The organism is Lentzea sp. NPDC004789, assembly GCF_053601075.1.
The window spans coordinates 275927-289912 of sequence record NZ_JBSGBE010000010.1; the positions used below are offsets into that span (position 1 = coordinate 275927).

A 13986-nucleotide genomic window follows, 5' to 3' on the forward strand; every position below is an offset into this window, starting at 1 on the left:
GGCGCTGTGCAGGGGCCGCGCCGGGACACTCGGGGGATCGTGGCCGCGCGCGAGCTGTTCGCCCGCGTGCGGTTCCGCCGCCGGCTGCCGTGCGCGGAGCTGCAGCCGTACCTGGAGCACTACTGGCTGATCGACGGTGTGCTCGACGAGCCGTACACCTCGCACGTCGTGCCGCATCCATCGGTGAACATCGTCTTCGAACACGGGTACGCGCACCCGGAGATCGCCGGGGTGGGGCTCGGGTTGTTCAGCCGCACGTTGCGCGGGCGGGTGCGGGTGGCGGGAGTGCAGTTCCGGCCCGGCGGGTTCCGGCCGTTCCGCGCCGAGCCGGTGTCGGAGTGGACCGGCCGGCACGTGCGGCTGACCGAGGTCTCCTCGTCGCTGGTGCTCGACGAGGACGACCGGGTGGCCGCGCTCGACCGGTTCCTGCTGACGATGGGACCGGTGGCCGACCCGCAGGCGACGCTGGCGATGGACCTGGTCCAACGGATCCGCGACGACCGGGAGATCCGCCGGGTCGCGGACTTCGCGCGGGAGGCGGGCGTGTCGGTGCGGACGATGCAACGGCTGTTCGCGGACTACGTCGGGGTGAGCCCGAAGTGGGTCATCCTGCGGTACCGCATCCACGAGGCGCTGGAGCGCGCCGAGTCCGAGGTGGAGTGGGCTCGGCTGGCCGCCGACCTCGGTTACAGCGACCAGGCCCACCTCGTGCGGGACTTCACCCAGACCGTTGGTGTGTCTCCCACGGCCTATGCGCGGGCACTCAGCTGAAGTACTCGCACAGCTCGACGATGATCCCCTCGGGACCGCGGACGTAGACCAGCCGCAGCATGTTCTCGTACGTCTCGACGGTGCCGACCAGTTCGGCACCGTGCGGCTTGAGCCGGGCCAGCGTGTCGTCGAGGTCGTCCACGACGAACGCGACGTGCCGCAGACCCAGCGCGTTGATCGGGCTGCGGGAGCCGCCGTCGATGGCGGACGGGGTCTGGAACTGGCTGAACTCGATGCGGTGGTGGCCGTCCGGGGTGCGCATCATCGCGATCTCGCTGTCGGAGCCGTCGAGGCCGATGACGTTGTCGACGAAGGTGCCCTCCATGTGGGCCTTGCCTTCGAGCTCCATGCCGAGGTCGGTGAAGAACGCGACGGCGGCCGCGAGGTCGGTGACGGTGATGCCGAGGTGGTGCATGCTCTTGATGGTCATGCCGCTGGGACGGAGTCGCGGACGGGTTCTCGACATCCGAAGTGGTCCAACTTCGAAGACGAGTTCTGGCTCTGCTCTCTGGACCGCTTTGGCGGCAGAGTCACCGGCATGAGCCTCGCCTTCCTGATCACGACGCTGATCGCGGTCGCCACGCCCGGCACCGGAGTGCTGTACACCCTGTCGGCCGGTCTGGCACACGGCCGCAAAGCCAGCGTGATCGCCGCGTTCGGCTGCACCCTCGGGATTGTGCCGCACGTGCTGGCAACCGTCACGGGACTGGCGGCGCTGCTGCACGCGAGCGCGGTGGCGTTCGAGATCGTGAAGTACCTGGGTGTGGCGTACCTGGTGTACCTGGCGTGGACGACGTTGCGGGACAAGAGCGAGCTGGTGGTCGATCCCGGGACGGCGCCGGCGTCCGCGCGGAAGATCGTCGTGTCGGCCGTGCTGATCAACCTGCTCAACCCGAAGCTGACGATCTTCTTCGTGGCGTTCCTGCCGCAGTTCGCGACGGGGTTCGGCGAGATGGTCACGCTGAGCGCGGTGTTCATGGCGCTGACGTTCGTGGTCTTCGCCGTGTACGGGGTGTTCGCGGCGTCGATGCGCGACCGGGTGCTGGCCCGGCCGCGCGTGGTGGTGTGGCTGCGCCGGTTCTTCGCCGCGTCGTTCGCCGCCCTGGGCGCGAAGCTCGCGCTGACCTAACCGCAGGCGGCGGCACGTTCCAGCAGCAGCGTCTTCTCGCGCTCGTTGCGGGTCAGCGAGGCGGCCTTCTCGAACTCGGCCTTCGCCTCCGCCGTGCGGCCGAGCTTGGCCAGGAGGTCGCCCCGGACGCTGGGCAGCAGGTGGTAGCCCCGCAACGCCTTCTCGCCGGAGATCTCGTCGACCAGCGCGAGACCGGCGGCGGGACCGAACGCCATCGACAACGCGACCGCGCGGTTGAGCTCGACGATCGGCGACGGCGAGATCTCCGCGAGCACCTGGTAGAGCGCGGCGATGCGCTGCCAGTCGGTGTCCTCCGGCCTGCGGGCGCGGGCGTGGCACGCGGCGAGGGCCGCCTGCACGTAGTAGTTGCCGGGCGGCTGGTTGAGGGCCTCGGCGCGTTCGAGGGCCTTGAGACCGCGGCCGATGAGCAGCCAGTCCCACCTGCCGCGGTCCTGCTCCAGCAGCAGCACCGGCTCACCGTTGGGGCCGGTCCTGGCCTTGGCGCGGGAGGCCTGGATCTCCATCAACGCCACCAGGCTGTGGACCTCGGCCTCCTTCGGCGCCAGCTCGGCGAGCACGCGGCCGAGCCGCAGGGCCTCCGCGCACAGTTCCGGGCGCATCCAGTCGTCGCCCTGCGTGGCGGAGTAGCCCTCGTTGAAGATCAGGTAGATCACTTCGAGGACACTGGCGAGCCGGGTCGCGAGCTCGGGGCCTTCCGGGACCTCGAACGGCACCCCGGCGTCGGCCAGCGCCTTCTTGGCGCGCACGATGCGCTGGGCCACGGTCGCGTCGCTGACCAGGAACGCGCGGGCGATCTCCTCGGTCTTGAGGCCGCCCAGCATCTTCAACGTCAGCGCGACCCGCGCCTCGGTGCCCAGGACCGGGTGGCAGGCCGTGAAGATGAGGCTCAGCAGGTCGTCGCCGATCTCGTCGTCGACGCCCTCGCTGGCGTCCGGCGTCGCCTCCCCGACCTCGCGGCCGATCTCCTCGACCTTGCGGTTGAAGTTCTCGCGCCGCCGGATCTGGTCGATCGCCCGGCGCTTGGCCGTCGTCATCAGCCACGCCCCGGGATTGCGCGGCACGCCTTCGGCCGGCCACTGCTCCAGTGCCGCGACCAGGGCGTCCTGGGCCATCTCCTCCGCCAGGCCGACGTCACGCGTGTACCGGGCGAGCGCGGCGATGACCTTCGCCGACTCCATCCGCCAGACCGCGTCGATGGTGCGGTGCACCGAGGTAGTAGCCCCCATGGGGGCATCAGACCACAGCCACCTGCCGTATTTCCACGACGCACGCCGGAAGGGGGATGCGCCTGATCCGCTCGACGGCCTCCTCGCGGTTGCGGACGTCGATCAGCCAGTAGCCGGACACCCCGCAGGCGTGCGGGACGAGATCGCCCGCGTCGAGCAGGACGCCCGCGCGCAGGAGGGCGTCCCCGTGCAGTGCCGCCACCGGTTTCGGGCTTCTGACGAACACCATGAACCGCACCGGGCCTCCTCGTTCGCTGTTACCCGTACGTCGAACGAGGAGGGGCCGGAATCGACGGATGATCAGCCCGGTTCAGGCCGTGAAGTCGGCTGCGTGATTGCGCGCCCACTGGGCGAACGTGCGGTAGGGCTTGCCGGTCACCGCCTCGAAGTCCGGTGACACGACGAACTCGTAGCCGGTGAAGTCGTCCGGGTCGCCGCCTTCGTAGCCGCCGAGGCCGAGGATGTAGCGGGCGATCTCCTCCGGCCAGCCCACGCTGACGTAGTAGGCGAGCGCCTCCTCGGCCGTGACGTCGCGGAACGTCAGCTCGCGCCCGATCGCCTCACCGATGGCCTTCGCCATGTCCCGCTGGGTGAGCCGCGGCGGGCCTGTCAGGTCGTAGGCCTTGCCCGCGTGCCCGTCCTCCAGCAGCGCCTTCACCGCCACCTCGGCGATGTCGGCCTCGTGGATCGGCTGGCCGAAGTCGTCGGGGCGGGGATGCACGATCGTGCCGTCCTCGCGGATGGACGGACCCCACAGGTCGATCTTGTTGGCCGCGAACTCGCCGGGCCGCAGGTGGGTCCACTCGACTCCGGACGCCTCCACGGCCTGCTCGACCGGGAGGTGGTGGCTGGTGTCGTAGCCGTGGGTCACCGCGCCCGACGACAACGTCACGATCCGGCGCACGCCCGCTTTCACCGCGCGGTCGACGACCTCCTGTGCCGTCGGAGGGTAGGCGAACAGGTAGAGCCTCTCCACGCCGTCGAACGGAATGCTGTCCGGGTCGTCCAGGTCGCCGTACACCGTTCCCGTCGCGGGCTTGCGGCTCACTGCCCGCACCTCGGCTCGTCCGGCCAGGCCGCGCACCACCAGGCGGCCCACGTTGCCCGTCGCGCCGGTCACCAGAATCGTCATCGCAGTGCCCCTTCGATTCCGTCCAGCAGTCTCGCCAAGCCGTAGTCGAACGAGCTCCGCGCGGTGTCGGCGAGCGTGCCGCCGGTGTCGTAGGCGCCCGCGTTCCACAGGCTCGTCATCGTCGGGTAGCGCTCGACGTCGAAGTAGTCGTCCCAGAACACCTGCCGTTCGCGCCACCACGCGTCACCGGACTCGCCGGTCTTCTCCTCCAGCTGCCGATCGTCCACTTCGGACGCCGCCGCGCCGTGGACGAACCCCTCGATCGCCACGTGCGCCACGGTGACCTGCCGCGGCTCCAGACCGGCGTCGGCGAGCGCGGCCAGCACGAACTCCTGGCCGTCCATCAGTCCCGGGCCGAGCGGCGGGCGCACCATCGACACGTCCCGCATCCACGGGTGCTTCTGGTAGACGGCGCGGGTGCGGTCGGCGTAGTGCTGGACGCGCTCGCGCCAGGTGCCCTCCGGCGTGAGGTCGCGTTCCTGCAGCACCGTGTCGGCCATCAGGTCGATGAGCTCGGCCTTGCCGGGCACGTGCCCGTAGAGCGACATCGTGCCGACGCTCAGCTCCTGCGCGACGCGGGCCATCGACATGGCGCCGAGCCCTTCGCGGTCGGCCACCGCGATCGCCGCGGTCACGATCTGGTCGACGCTCACCTTGGGCTTCCTGCCGACCGGTTTCGGTTCCGGCGGTCTGCGCCAGAGCAGCGCGAGCGTCCTGACCGGGTCTCCCCCGCCGCTGCGTTCGGCGGCCATCCGTCCACCCCATTTCCGTAGGCCATACGAAAACAATACCGTACGCCCTGCGGAAATGGCGGCTCGGGTCAGGTCCTGTTGACGTACCAGGTGACCCGCACGCTGGTCGCCGACAGGTCTTTCAGGTCGGCGCACACCTCCTGCACCGACACGAGCCCGGTCCTCCGGCACAACCTCTCGTCCGTGTTGAACGGCGTCGCCGAGGTGTAGCCATGTGACTGCAGATGGGCGCGCATCACGTCGTGGGCGCGGTCACCGGTCGCCTCCAGCACCCGTGCGCAGTTGGCCCCGTGGCCGGAACCGCACCAGCCGTCGACCTCCTTGACCCGGACCCCGGCCGGTCCGGGCAGGACGCCTTCGTCATTCGGTGCGGCGCCCTCGTAGACGACCACCACCACGAACGCGGCGCTCAGGAATCCCAGCCCCGCCAAGGCCGCCAGCCAGATGACGCCGGCGAGCCACCGCCGGTCCACGAGCAGGCCGGCCGAGCTCACCACCGCCGTCAGCACCGGGTAGAGCCACAGCCCGTCCAGCGCGGACGGCACCCACGGCCCGGACCAGCCCAGGCCGCGCGGCAGGACGAACCACGCCTGCAGCGCCAGCAGGACCAGCCCGACCGCGAGCCCGGTCCGCCGGGTCCGCGCCAGCACGCACCACAACAGGATCGGCAGGATGCCGAACAACCTGGAATCCGGAGCCAGCGCGGAGACGGCCAGTCCCGCGGCACCCAACGCAAAACGCCACCAGTTCGCACGCACCCCAGTGATCCACACCTGGCCAGTATGCGGAAAACGCCGCCCCGGCTGCCGGGACGGCGTTTTCGGATGAGGTGGTGGTCAGGACCGCCAGGCCAGGGTGGCCAGCATCTCCTTGCCGCGCTCGGCGCTGCGCGGCTGGCTGAGCACGTCGTAGCGGCCGGCCACGAGCTGGGTGGTCGAGGCGAAGTCGCGGCGGCCGCGCTGGGCCGAGTAGCGCATCGCGGCGCCGGCCAGGCCGAACACGGTACCCACGACGAGGCCCGTGATGATCGGGGCCAGCGCGCCGCCGGTCGAGAAGAAGCCGAGCAGCAGACCGACGAACAGACCGAACCAGGCACCCGACGCGGCACCGGCGCCGAGGACGCGACCCCAGGTCAGCCGGCCCGTGACGCGTTCGACGATCATCGGCTCGACGCCGACGATGGTGACGTCGGCGACCGGGAAGTCGTTGTCCGCCAGGTGGTCGACGGCCCGCTGCGCCTCCTCGTAGGTGGCGTACGAACCGATCGGCCAGCCCGAGGGCGGCGTGGGCAGTGCGTTGATGCCGGTGTCGGCACCCGCGGTGAACGGAGTCGCGGTGGTCATTTGTGCAACACCTCCGATATGCGATCCCCTTATGCCCAGTACTACGAACGTGCGCCCGCGATTGTTCCCGCAATTGCGCCGATGTGACTCAGCTCCCCTTCGGTGAGCGTGATGTCCAGCGATTCCAGCGTTTTCCCGAGGTCCTCAACCTGAGAATTCTCAGGTTTCTCACCAGGGCGTTCGACGGTCAGGGTCGATCCGACCAATCGACGGCTCAGTCCCGGTTCGAGACGCATGACAACGAGCTGACGGCTGAACGGTGAACGCTCATGCGTGGCGATGTAGTAGTTGGCCATCATGTAATCGACCGGCAGTTGCTCGACGTCGGGCTCGAACGCGTGCATGCGCCGCCACCCCTCCGCCGTCTCCTTTTCCAGCACCCAGCACCCCTCGGCGAAACGCAGCCGGTGCGGCCACCCCGCCTGGTCCACGACGGCGCCGTCCACGAGCGGCATCGGGTGCAGCATCCCGGCGCCGAAGCCGACATCGAGCAGGTGGTCGTCGACGATCGACATGAAGTGCGTGCGCGGCCCGGTCATCACCCGGCCCATGCGGCGCGCCACGGTGTGGCCCAGACGTTCCAGCACCGCCGTGAACAGCAGCTGGTGCTCGAAGCAGTAGCCGCCACGACGACGGCCGACCATCTTGGCCTGGATGTCGGCCAGATCCAGCGACGGCACACGGCCGAGCATCACGTCGATGTTCTCGAACGGGATGGCGCGCACGTGCTTCTCGTGCAGCTCCGTCAGCGAGCTCGACGCCGACGCCCCGGTACGTTCGAAGTACGCGTCGAGGTCCACCAGGTCCGTCTGCCACAGGGCGACGCTCCGCCACTCCTCCCGGGTCAGCGCGTACTCGACCTCGCCGTGCTCGGAGCCGGGCAGCGGTTCGGGCCAGTCGACGTGGAACGTGCGGACGTGCCGCAGCCCGCACTTCTCCATCACGCGGCGCGACCCGGCGTTGATGAACATCGTGGTGGCCACGACCCGCCGCACGTCGCCGGTCGTGAAACCCCGTGCGATCAGGGCCTTCCCGCCCTCGGTGGCGTAGCCGCGGCCCCAGAACTCGCGGTGCAGCCGGTAGCCGAGCTCGGCCACGCCGTCGCCGACGGGCTTGAACTCGAACCAGCCGACGAACCGGCCGCTGTCCTTCTCGTGCGCGGCGAGGAAGCTGTCGCCGAGGTAGTGCTCGACCGGTTCGGGGTCCAGGAACCGCATCACCTCGGGGTCGGCGTGGAGAGCGTCAAGTTCGTCCACATCGGACTCGCCGAGCGGGCGCAGCGTCAGTCGTTCGGTTTCCACGACGAAATCGTGCCCCGGTTGTCCACCGGTTTACCGCACAGCAGTGACGCCGCGGCGGCCACCAGGCACAGCACGATCGCGAAGCCGAACGCGATCGCGAGCCCCTGCGCGAACGGTCCGGCGATCAGGCTCGGGAAGAACCCGCGACCGGTCAGGAACGCGGCCTGGTCCGGTGGCAGGGTCGCCAGCTGGTCGCCGAGCAGCTGCTGGATCGGGTTGTAGCCGAGGAAGGCGGCGAACAGCACGGCCACCGCGGGCAGCGACGCGACCTGCGCGGCGGCGGCCGGGGACACGCCGTGCTCCACCAGACCGGTCCGCATCGAGCCGGGCAGCGACTGGGAGAAGCCGACGATGATCAGGCTGAAGAAGAACCCGATCGACAGCACCATCGCGGTGTTCTGGAACGTGGTCATCATGCCGCTGCCGGAGCCGCGGGCGTTGGCGGGCAGGGAGTTCATCACCTCGGCGCGGTTGGGCGAGGAGAACATGCCCATGCCGATGCCCGTGAACACGAGGATCAGCGCGAACGCCCAGTACGGGAAGTCGACCGGCAGGGCGATCAGCAGCGCGAACGTCAGCGCCGCGACCAGGTTGCCCGCGCAGGCGAGCATCCGGCTGCCGAGCCGGTCGGACAGGATGCCGGCGGTGGGCGCGGCGAGCAGGAACCCGACGGTCATCGGCAGCATGTAGATGCCCGCCCACAACGGCGTCTCCTCGTAGGAGTAGCCGTGCAGCGGCAACCAGATGCCCTGCAGCCAGATGATCAGGATGAACTGCAGCCCGCCGCGGCCCAGCGCCGAGGTGAAGTTCGCGACGTTGCCCCAGGTGAACGACCGCAGCCGGAACAGGTGCAGGTCGAACAGCGGGTTGGGCACGCGGTGCTCGATCACGACGAACGCGGCCAGCACCAGCACCCCGCCGATCAGGCACGTCAGCACGAACGGGCTGGTCCAGCCGGTCTGGGAGGTGCCGTGCGGCTGGATGCCGTAGGTGATGCCGACCAGCACCGCGATCAGGCCGATGGCGAAGGTGATGTTGCCCCACCAGTCCATCTCGGCGTGCCGGCGTTCGCCGGTGTCGTGCAGCTTCAGGTAGGCCCAGACCGTGCCGAACAGGCCGAACGGCACGGAGACGATGAAGACCAGGTTCCAGTCGACCGGCGCCAGCAGGCCGCCGATCACCAGACCGAGGAACGAGCCGGCGATCGCGGCCACACCGTTGATGCCGAGCGCCATGCCGCGCTGGGTGACCGGGAACGCGTCGGCCAGGATCGCCGAGGAGTTCGCCATCAGGAAGGCCCCGCCGACGCCCTGCACGACCCGCCACCCGATCAGCCACATCGCCGCGGCGTCACCGTGGAACCACGTGACGGCCAGCATGATCGACGAGAACGTGAAGATCGCGAAGCCCAGGTTGTACATGCGGGCCCGGCCGTACATGTCGCCCAGCCGCCCGAAGCTCACCACCAGCACCGCGGTGACGACCAGGAAGCCCATGATCATCCACAGCAGGTAGCCGGTGTTGGCCGGGTCGAGCGGGTTGATCGCGATGCCCTTGAAGATGTCGGGCAACGCGATCAGCACGATCGACGAGTTGATCGTCGCGATCAGCATGCCCAGGGTCGTGTTGGACAGCGCGATCCACTTGTACCCGGCCGGAGCCTCCGCTTGTAACGTCACTTCGCCATGCTAAACAACCTGTCTACGGTTTGATCGTCTCCAGCACCGTCCCCGAGGCGTCCCGCACGACGACGCGCGCATCGGGGTGATGGTCGATCAGCGGCGCGGCCAGCACGAACGTGCCGTTGGCGAGCGAGGCGGGCACGTCGGCCATGCCGGGCCGGGTGTAGGTGATCGAAGCCACCTTCTCGTCCAGGACCAGGCCGACGACGGCGAGGCTCGAACTGGCCGAAGAGCCGTCCTCGCGCTTGACGAAGTCGTAGAACGCCGGCGCCGCGGCGATCGTCCGGCCGTGGACCTCGTCCATCCCGTCGGGCTCGTAGAGCATGCCGCGCAACGGCCGCTGCGCGCTGTCCAGGCAGTACACCAGGACGTCGCCGAAGCGGCCGAGCACGATCGTGTCGGTGGCGCTGACGTTGGCCGTGACGCCGAGCCAGAACTGGTCGGCGTCCGGCACCGGCCGGTCCTTCAGGCACTCGGCGAACCGCGCGGCCTCCGGCGTGTCGCGCACGGCGGGCGGCAGCGGCCGATCGGCGACCGACGGGGTCGGCTTCGGCACGCCGCGCAGCGCCATCTCCTCACCGTTGACCAGCGCCTGGGTGCCGTTCTCGGCCTTGGTGAAACCGCTGGGGGCGAGGAACAGTCCGTCGACCAGCGCGGGCGAGGTGGTGTTCCAGCCCTGGTCGCCGATGCGGGACAGGCTGAGGAACTTCACGTCCGGCGACACCAGGCCCGCCATCGCCCCGGTAGGCGTGCTGAACAGCACCTTCACCTTGAGCCGGCCGTCCTCGACCTTCACCGGGTCGGGTGCGGAGATCGTGGTGGTGGTGACGGTGTTCGCGCAGAAGAACACTCCGGTCGGGCCGCGGAACGCAGTGAGCGTCGTGCCGTTCTGGCGGCTCGTGGCGATGGCCTGCCACTCAGCAGCAGGCGGGTGCCCTTTGGCCGCAGCGACGCACCGCGCGAGCGCATCCGGGTTCACCGCGCCGCGTTCGACGTGGTTGACGACCGCGCGGTCCTTGCCGACGAACTCGCCGTTGTGCTGCACCGTGGGGTCCGCCAGCTCCGCGGATCCGCCGACGAGGGCCTGACCGGCGAAGACGGCGCCCGCGGCGAGCAGGCTGACGCCGGCGGCGATCAGCGCGGGGGTGCGGTTGGAGGCGGCGGGGTCCATGCCCTCGGCGAGGCGGCGGCGGGCGCGCAGGCGGACGTCGTCGGGCAGGGGGCGGTGCTCGGGCAGCTGGTCGATCATTCGTTGTCCTCGGGGGTGAGCTCACGCGGGCGGACGTCGCCGGACAGGTGGTCGGTCATTCGTCGTCCTACGGGGATCAGGTCACGCGGGCGGACGTCGGCAGGCGGGGAGTGGCGGTGCTCGGGCAGCCGGCGGATCATTCGCCGTCCTCCGAGGTCAGGTCGCGCAGGCGGGCGTCGCCGGGCAAGCAAGGAGCGGCAGCGCTCGGGCAGCTGGCGGATCATTCGTCGCCCTCGGAGGTCAGGCCGCGCAGGCGGGTGCGGGTGCGGGTGCGGGCGACGCGGGCGCGCACGCTCGACTCGGCGATGCCGAGCAGCGTGGCGGCGTCGGCGGTGGAGACGTCGCCGAGCAGGCACAGCTGAGCGATCTCGCGTTCGGACGGCGGCAGCTTCGCGATGGCGGCGACCACCTCCGCCAGCCGTCGTTGGGCGTCGGTGCGGGCGGCGACCTCGTCGGCGTGGTCGCGCTCGTGCTGCGGGGCCAGTCTCGCCACCAGCCGCAGCGCCCGGCGCGACGCCCGCCACTCGGTGCGGGCGAGATTGGCCGTCACGGTGTAGAGCCAGGGCAGGGCGGAGTCGCGCACCAGCTGGGCCTGGCCGCGCTTGCGCCACGCGGTCAGGAACGTCGCGGACAGCAGGTCCTCGGCCTGCGACCAGGACGCGGTCAGCCGGTAGGCGTAGTTCCACACCGCCTCGGCGTGACGTTCGAACAGCTCGGTGAACGCGGCGTGGTCGCCCTGGGCGATCCGGTCCCACAGGTGCGCGTCCGGCGGCGGCCCCACGTCCGCGCGCTCGGTCGTCTCAGTCATCACACTCCGCCTGGGGCCGGGAGCGCCCAGTGTGCTGCGTGACGCCCGTCACGCGGCGCGGAGGGATCCGCCCCTCACGGCAGGCGTGGACGACCCCGATGGCAAGATCTTCGCGTGCCGATCGAGCAGCAGCAGTCCGGCAGTGTCGAGCCGGAGACCCAGGTGTTCGCGAAGATCACGACCGAGGAACCGACAGTGCCGGCGACCCCTGCCGCGCAGGCACCCGCGCGCCCGCGCAAGTCGCTCACCCGCCGGATCGCCCGCCGGATCCTCGGCCCGACCCTGATGACGAAGAAATAGTCCTAGCGGTCGGGGACCTGGCCCAGCCCACCGCAGACCCGGCAGGCGGTCCGGTCCTCGTTGAGCCCGGAACCAAGGCAACGGCTGCACTCCTTCACAGAGGATCAGTGTCCGCCTCTACTCCGAGTGGACGCAGCCGCCAAGCAGGGACCGTCCCGGCAATAATGGGTGACCCCCATCGTTCACGCTCGGTGATCAGGCCGAGGTGGACGGTCCCGCCGGAATTTCGTTGGCACGTGCGACATTGCCTGCGACAAGACCGGGAACGACGGTTCCGCCCTCGCCGTGCGGGAGCTTCCACCAGCCCGAACAGCCACGTGGGCACGGATGCGACATCTCATGTAGCACAAGGCCTTGCGGCCCGGGAACAGGTTGCTGCCAGGTCATGGTTCCGGACCCCGCGCAGAGCAGGCAGGTGTCCTCTTCACACTCCACGCAAGGTAATTACTCCACAGGGGACACTGGCCGCAATCGCTGAATCGAGGGGACATCACCGATGACAGTCGCGGTCGTGACGGGAGCCGGTTCCGGAGTGGGTCGCGCGGTGGCGCGCACCCTGCTGGCGGCCGGTTTCCAGGTGGCGCTGGCCGGGCGGCGCGCGGAAGCGCTGCAGGAGACGGCTTCCGGCTTCACCGACGGCGCCCTGGTCGTACCGACCGATGTGTCGCATGAGGACTCGGTCGTCGCGCTGTTCGCCGCGGTGGTCGAGCAGTGGGGCCGCGTGGACGTGCTGTTCAACAACGCGGGCACGAACGTGAGCGCCACGCCGATCGAGGAGTTCAGCCTCAGCGCGTTCGAGAAGGTCGTCGCGGTGAACCTGACGGGTGCGTTCCTGTGCGCGCGTGAGGCGTTCAAGGTGATGAAGACCCACGGCGGCGGCAGGATCATCAACAACGGCTCGGTCTCGGCGTCGGTGCCGCGCCCGAACGCGGTCGCCTACAACGCGACCAAGCACGCCATGACCGGGCTGACCAAGTCGCTGTCGCTGGAAGGCCGCGCGCACAACATCGCGTGCGGGCAGATCGACATCGGCAACGCCGCGACCGACATGACCGCGCGGATGGGCCAGGGCGTGCTGCAGGCGAACTTCGAGACCAGGCCGGAGCCGACGTTCGACGTGCAGCACGTGGCCGACGCGGTGCTGTACCAGGCTCAGCTGCCGCTGAACGCCAACGTGCAGTTCATGACCGTGATGGCCACGACGATGCCCTACATCGGCAGAGGTTGAGCCTGGTACAAACCACCGCCGCGCTCCAGCAACCCGAAGTCCACGAGGTAGCGGCGGATGGTCACGTGGTCGACCTCTCCCCCGTCGCACCACGCCTGCAGCCGCTCGTTGATCTCGCTCTCCTCGTAGTACGTCTGCGGCACGAAGGCCTTCGACGCGACATGTTCGAGGATCTTGCGGCGCCGTTCCAACGCCACCGGCAGCGAGATCAGCTTGTCGCCGCGCACGAACGGCGCGAGGCCGTCGGCGGGCACGGACTCGGTGAGCGTGGCGGCGAGCGGCTTCAGGTCGGCCGGCCGGGCCGGGTCCCCCTCGACCAGCCCGGCCTCGCGGAGCTTGCGCAGCGCGGTGTCGGCGTCCTTGACCTTGAGCCCGGAGGCGGCGGCGACGTCGGCCAGGGTCCCCGCGCCGAGGACGACCGCGGCGAACGCCCGCAGCCTCGCCGGTTCGGCCAGCACGCGCACAACGTTTTCCGGTGTGGTCATGTCTGCGACCGTAACCACGCCGTCCACCCGATTTCAGCGCGAGGGCGCGCCCTGCCAGTCCCTCATCTGCCCACCGGTCCCTCGGCCATGGTGTCCGCGAGGTAGGCCTCGAAGTCGGGCTCGTCGGGTTCCAGCACGTGCCGCACCCACGCGGTGCGTTCGTGCGACAGCGGCGGCAGCTCCCACACGCAGCCGATGAGGTCCTTCGGGATGACGCTGAAGTGCGTGAGGTCCGGGTCGGTCGAGCCGAGGAACGGCTGGTCGCCGGACACGGCGGTGCGGCAGTGCAGCACGTTGTCCCACACCCAGTTGTAGGCGTTGAGGTACATGCCCGCGGCGCTGCGGTGCAGGACCGTGACGGTGGCGAGCGGGGTCGGATCGGCGAAGTCCGGGTAGATCTTCGGCAGGAACGCGTAGGCGGCCGCGCGGATGTCGTCGGTGATCTCGAGGCCGGGCGTGACGACCTCGTAGCGCTTGACGTGCCTGCCCGCGACGACCAGCGGTTCCTTGACCGCCAGCTGCTTCTCGTAGAAAGCCATGGGTCGAACATATGAGCTAT

General features: G+C 69.9%; 18 protein-coding genes. 4 read left to right on the forward strand and 14 right to left on the reverse strand.

Annotation, left to right across the window (positions count from 1 at the left end; all coding sequences use genetic code 11):
* Positions 1–6 precede the first annotated feature (6 nt).
* Positions 7–771 carry an AraC family transcriptional regulator gene (locus tag ACWEIJ_RS24200; protein ID WP_449839481.1) on the forward strand — a complete coding sequence of 255 codons (765 nt, stop codon included), beginning with the start codon at positions 7–9 and terminating at the stop codon, positions 769–771.
* Here the strand turns inward: ACWEIJ_RS24200 and ACWEIJ_RS24205 are convergent.
* A complete protein-coding gene (locus ACWEIJ_RS24205) occupies positions 764–1201 on the reverse strand; it encodes a VOC family protein (protein ID WP_449839482.1) in 438 nt (145 codons plus the stop codon). The genes ACWEIJ_RS24200 and ACWEIJ_RS24205 overlap by 8 nt on opposite strands.
* Positions 1202–1309: 108 nt before the next feature.
* Between ACWEIJ_RS24205 and ACWEIJ_RS24210 the strand changes: the two genes are divergently transcribed.
* A complete protein-coding gene (locus ACWEIJ_RS24210) occupies positions 1310–1900 on the forward strand; it encodes a LysE family translocator (protein WP_449839483.1) in 591 nt (196 codons plus the stop codon).
* Here the strand turns inward: ACWEIJ_RS24210 and ACWEIJ_RS24215 are convergent.
* From ACWEIJ_RS24215 to ACWEIJ_RS24265, 11 genes are all read right to left on the reverse strand, one after another.
* Entirely contained in the window at positions 1897–3147 is a 1251-nt protein-coding gene (locus ACWEIJ_RS24215; protein WP_449839484.1) for an RNA polymerase sigma factor, read from the reverse strand. The genes ACWEIJ_RS24210 and ACWEIJ_RS24215 overlap by 4 nt on opposite strands.
* Before the next feature lie 7 nt (positions 3148–3154).
* On the reverse strand, positions 3155–3385 hold the full coding sequence (locus ACWEIJ_RS24220; RefSeq protein ID WP_449839485.1) for a hypothetical protein: 231 nt from the start codon (positions 3383–3385) through the stop codon (positions 3155–3157).
* A 72-nt stretch (positions 3386–3457) separates the two neighbouring features.
* Positions 3458–4279 (reverse strand): NAD(P)H-binding protein, encoded by an 822-nt coding sequence (locus tag ACWEIJ_RS24225; protein ID WP_449839486.1) that lies wholly within the window; start codon positions 4277–4279, stop codon positions 3458–3460.
* The gene (locus tag ACWEIJ_RS24230) at positions 4276–5031 is read right to left on the reverse strand and encodes a TetR/AcrR family transcriptional regulator (protein ID WP_449839487.1); all 756 of its coding nucleotides are present in this window, start codon (positions 5029–5031) and stop codon (positions 4276–4278) included. The genes ACWEIJ_RS24225 and ACWEIJ_RS24230 overlap by 4 nt, the downstream gene beginning before the upstream one ends.
* A gap of 68 nt (positions 5032–5099) precedes the next feature.
* Positions 5100–5804 carry a hypothetical protein gene (locus ACWEIJ_RS24235; RefSeq protein WP_449839488.1) on the reverse strand — a complete coding sequence of 235 codons (705 nt, stop codon included), beginning with the start codon at positions 5802–5804 and terminating at the stop codon, positions 5100–5102.
* A 63-nt stretch (positions 5805–5867) separates the two neighbouring features.
* A complete protein-coding gene (locus tag ACWEIJ_RS24240) occupies positions 5868–6374 on the reverse strand; it encodes a general stress protein (protein WP_449839489.1) in 507 nt (168 codons plus the stop codon).
* A 41-nt stretch (positions 6375–6415) separates the two neighbouring features.
* Positions 6416–7675, reverse strand: coding sequence for a GNAT family N-acetyltransferase (locus ACWEIJ_RS24245; RefSeq protein ID WP_449839490.1), 1260 nt, complete (start codon positions 7673–7675; stop codon positions 6416–6418).
* Positions 7657–9288 (reverse strand): MFS transporter, encoded by a 1632-nt coding sequence (locus ACWEIJ_RS24250; RefSeq protein WP_449839538.1) that lies wholly within the window; start codon positions 9286–9288, stop codon positions 7657–7659. Before ACWEIJ_RS24250 ends, ACWEIJ_RS24245 begins: the two co-directional genes overlap by 19 nt.
* 88 nt (positions 9289–9376) lie before the next feature.
* Complete coding sequence (locus ACWEIJ_RS24255; protein ID WP_449839491.1) at positions 9377–10606, reverse strand: hypothetical protein; 1230 nt, start codon at positions 10604–10606, stop codon at positions 9377–9379.
* Positions 10603–10746 carry a hypothetical protein gene (locus tag ACWEIJ_RS24260; RefSeq protein ID WP_449839492.1) on the reverse strand — a complete coding sequence of 48 codons (144 nt, stop codon included), beginning with the start codon at positions 10744–10746 and terminating at the stop codon, positions 10603–10605. Before ACWEIJ_RS24260 ends, ACWEIJ_RS24255 begins: the two co-directional genes overlap by 4 nt.
* An 80-nt stretch (positions 10747–10826) precedes the next feature.
* Entirely contained in the window at positions 10827–11414 is a 588-nt protein-coding gene (locus ACWEIJ_RS24265) for an RNA polymerase sigma factor (protein WP_449839493.1), read from the reverse strand.
* Positions 11415–11528: 114 nt separating this feature from the next.
* On the opposite strand from ACWEIJ_RS24265, the gene ACWEIJ_RS24270 reads away from it, so the two are divergent.
* Positions 11529–11714, forward strand: coding sequence for a hypothetical protein (locus ACWEIJ_RS24270; RefSeq protein ID WP_449839494.1), 186 nt, complete (start codon positions 11529–11531; stop codon positions 11712–11714).
* A 496-nt stretch (positions 11715–12210) separates the two neighbouring features.
* On the forward strand, positions 12211–12942 hold the full coding sequence (locus ACWEIJ_RS24275) for an SDR family oxidoreductase (RefSeq protein ID WP_449839495.1): 732 nt from the start codon (positions 12211–12213) through the stop codon (positions 12940–12942).
* Here the strand turns inward: ACWEIJ_RS24275 and ACWEIJ_RS24280 are convergent.
* Positions 12924–13427: a DUF2087 domain-containing protein gene (locus ACWEIJ_RS24280; RefSeq protein ID WP_449839496.1), complete on the reverse strand. Its 504-nt coding sequence runs from the start codon at positions 13425–13427 to the stop codon at positions 12924–12926. The two genes, ACWEIJ_RS24275 and ACWEIJ_RS24280, sit on opposite strands and share 19 nt — an antisense overlap.
* 62 nt (positions 13428–13489) lie before the next feature.
* A complete protein-coding gene (locus ACWEIJ_RS24285; RefSeq protein WP_449839497.1) occupies positions 13490–13966 on the reverse strand; it encodes a hypothetical protein in 477 nt (158 codons plus the stop codon).
* Between the last annotated feature and the right edge of the window lie 20 nt (positions 13967–13986).

Bases quoted from the DNA above. Each gene is read 5' to 3' on its own strand.
- ACWEIJ_RS24215 (WP_449839484.1), bottom strand. From the start codon at position 3,147: ATGGGGGCTACTACCTCGGTGCACCGCACCATCGACGCGGTCTGGCGG.
- ACWEIJ_RS24260 (WP_449839492.1), bottom strand. From the start codon at position 10,746: ATGATCCGCCGGCTGCCCGAGCACCGCCACTCCCCGCCTGCCGACGTC.
- ACWEIJ_RS24280 (WP_449839496.1), bottom strand. From the start codon at position 13,427: ATGACCACACCGGAAAACGTTGTGCGCGTGCTGGCCGAACCGGCGAGG.
- ACWEIJ_RS24210 (WP_449839483.1), top strand. From the start codon at position 1,310: ATGAGCCTCGCCTTCCTGATCACGACGCTGATCGCGGTCGCCACGCCC.
- ACWEIJ_RS24275 (WP_449839495.1), top strand. From the start codon at position 12,211: ATGACAGTCGCGGTCGTGACGGGAGCCGGTTCCGGAGTGGGTCGCGCG.
- ACWEIJ_RS24205 (WP_449839482.1), bottom strand. From the start codon at position 1,201: ATGACCATCAAGAGCATGCACCACCTCGGCATCACCGTCACCGACCTC.
- ACWEIJ_RS24250 (WP_449839538.1), bottom strand. From the start codon at position 9,288: ATGCTGATCGCGACGATCAACTCGTCGATCGTGCTGATCGCGTTGCCC.
- ACWEIJ_RS24265 (WP_449839493.1), bottom strand. From the start codon at position 11,414: ATGACTGAGACGACCGAGCGCGCGGACGTGGGGCCGCCGCCGGACGCG.
- ACWEIJ_RS24225 (WP_449839486.1), bottom strand. From the start codon at position 4,279: ATGACGATTCTGGTGACCGGCGCGACGGGCAACGTGGGCCGCCTGGTG.
- ACWEIJ_RS24230 (WP_449839487.1), bottom strand. From the start codon at position 5,031: ATGGCCGCCGAACGCAGCGGCGGGGGAGACCCGGTCAGGACGCTCGCG.
- ACWEIJ_RS24240 (WP_449839489.1), bottom strand. From the start codon at position 6,374: ATGACCACCGCGACTCCGTTCACCGCGGGTGCCGACACCGGCATCAAC.
- ACWEIJ_RS24285 (WP_449839497.1), bottom strand. From the start codon at position 13,966: ATGGCTTTCTACGAGAAGCAGCTGGCGGTCAAGGAACCGCTGGTCGTC.
- ACWEIJ_RS24255 (WP_449839491.1), bottom strand. From the start codon at position 10,606: ATGATCGACCAGCTGCCCGAGCACCGCCCCCTGCCCGACGACGTCCGC.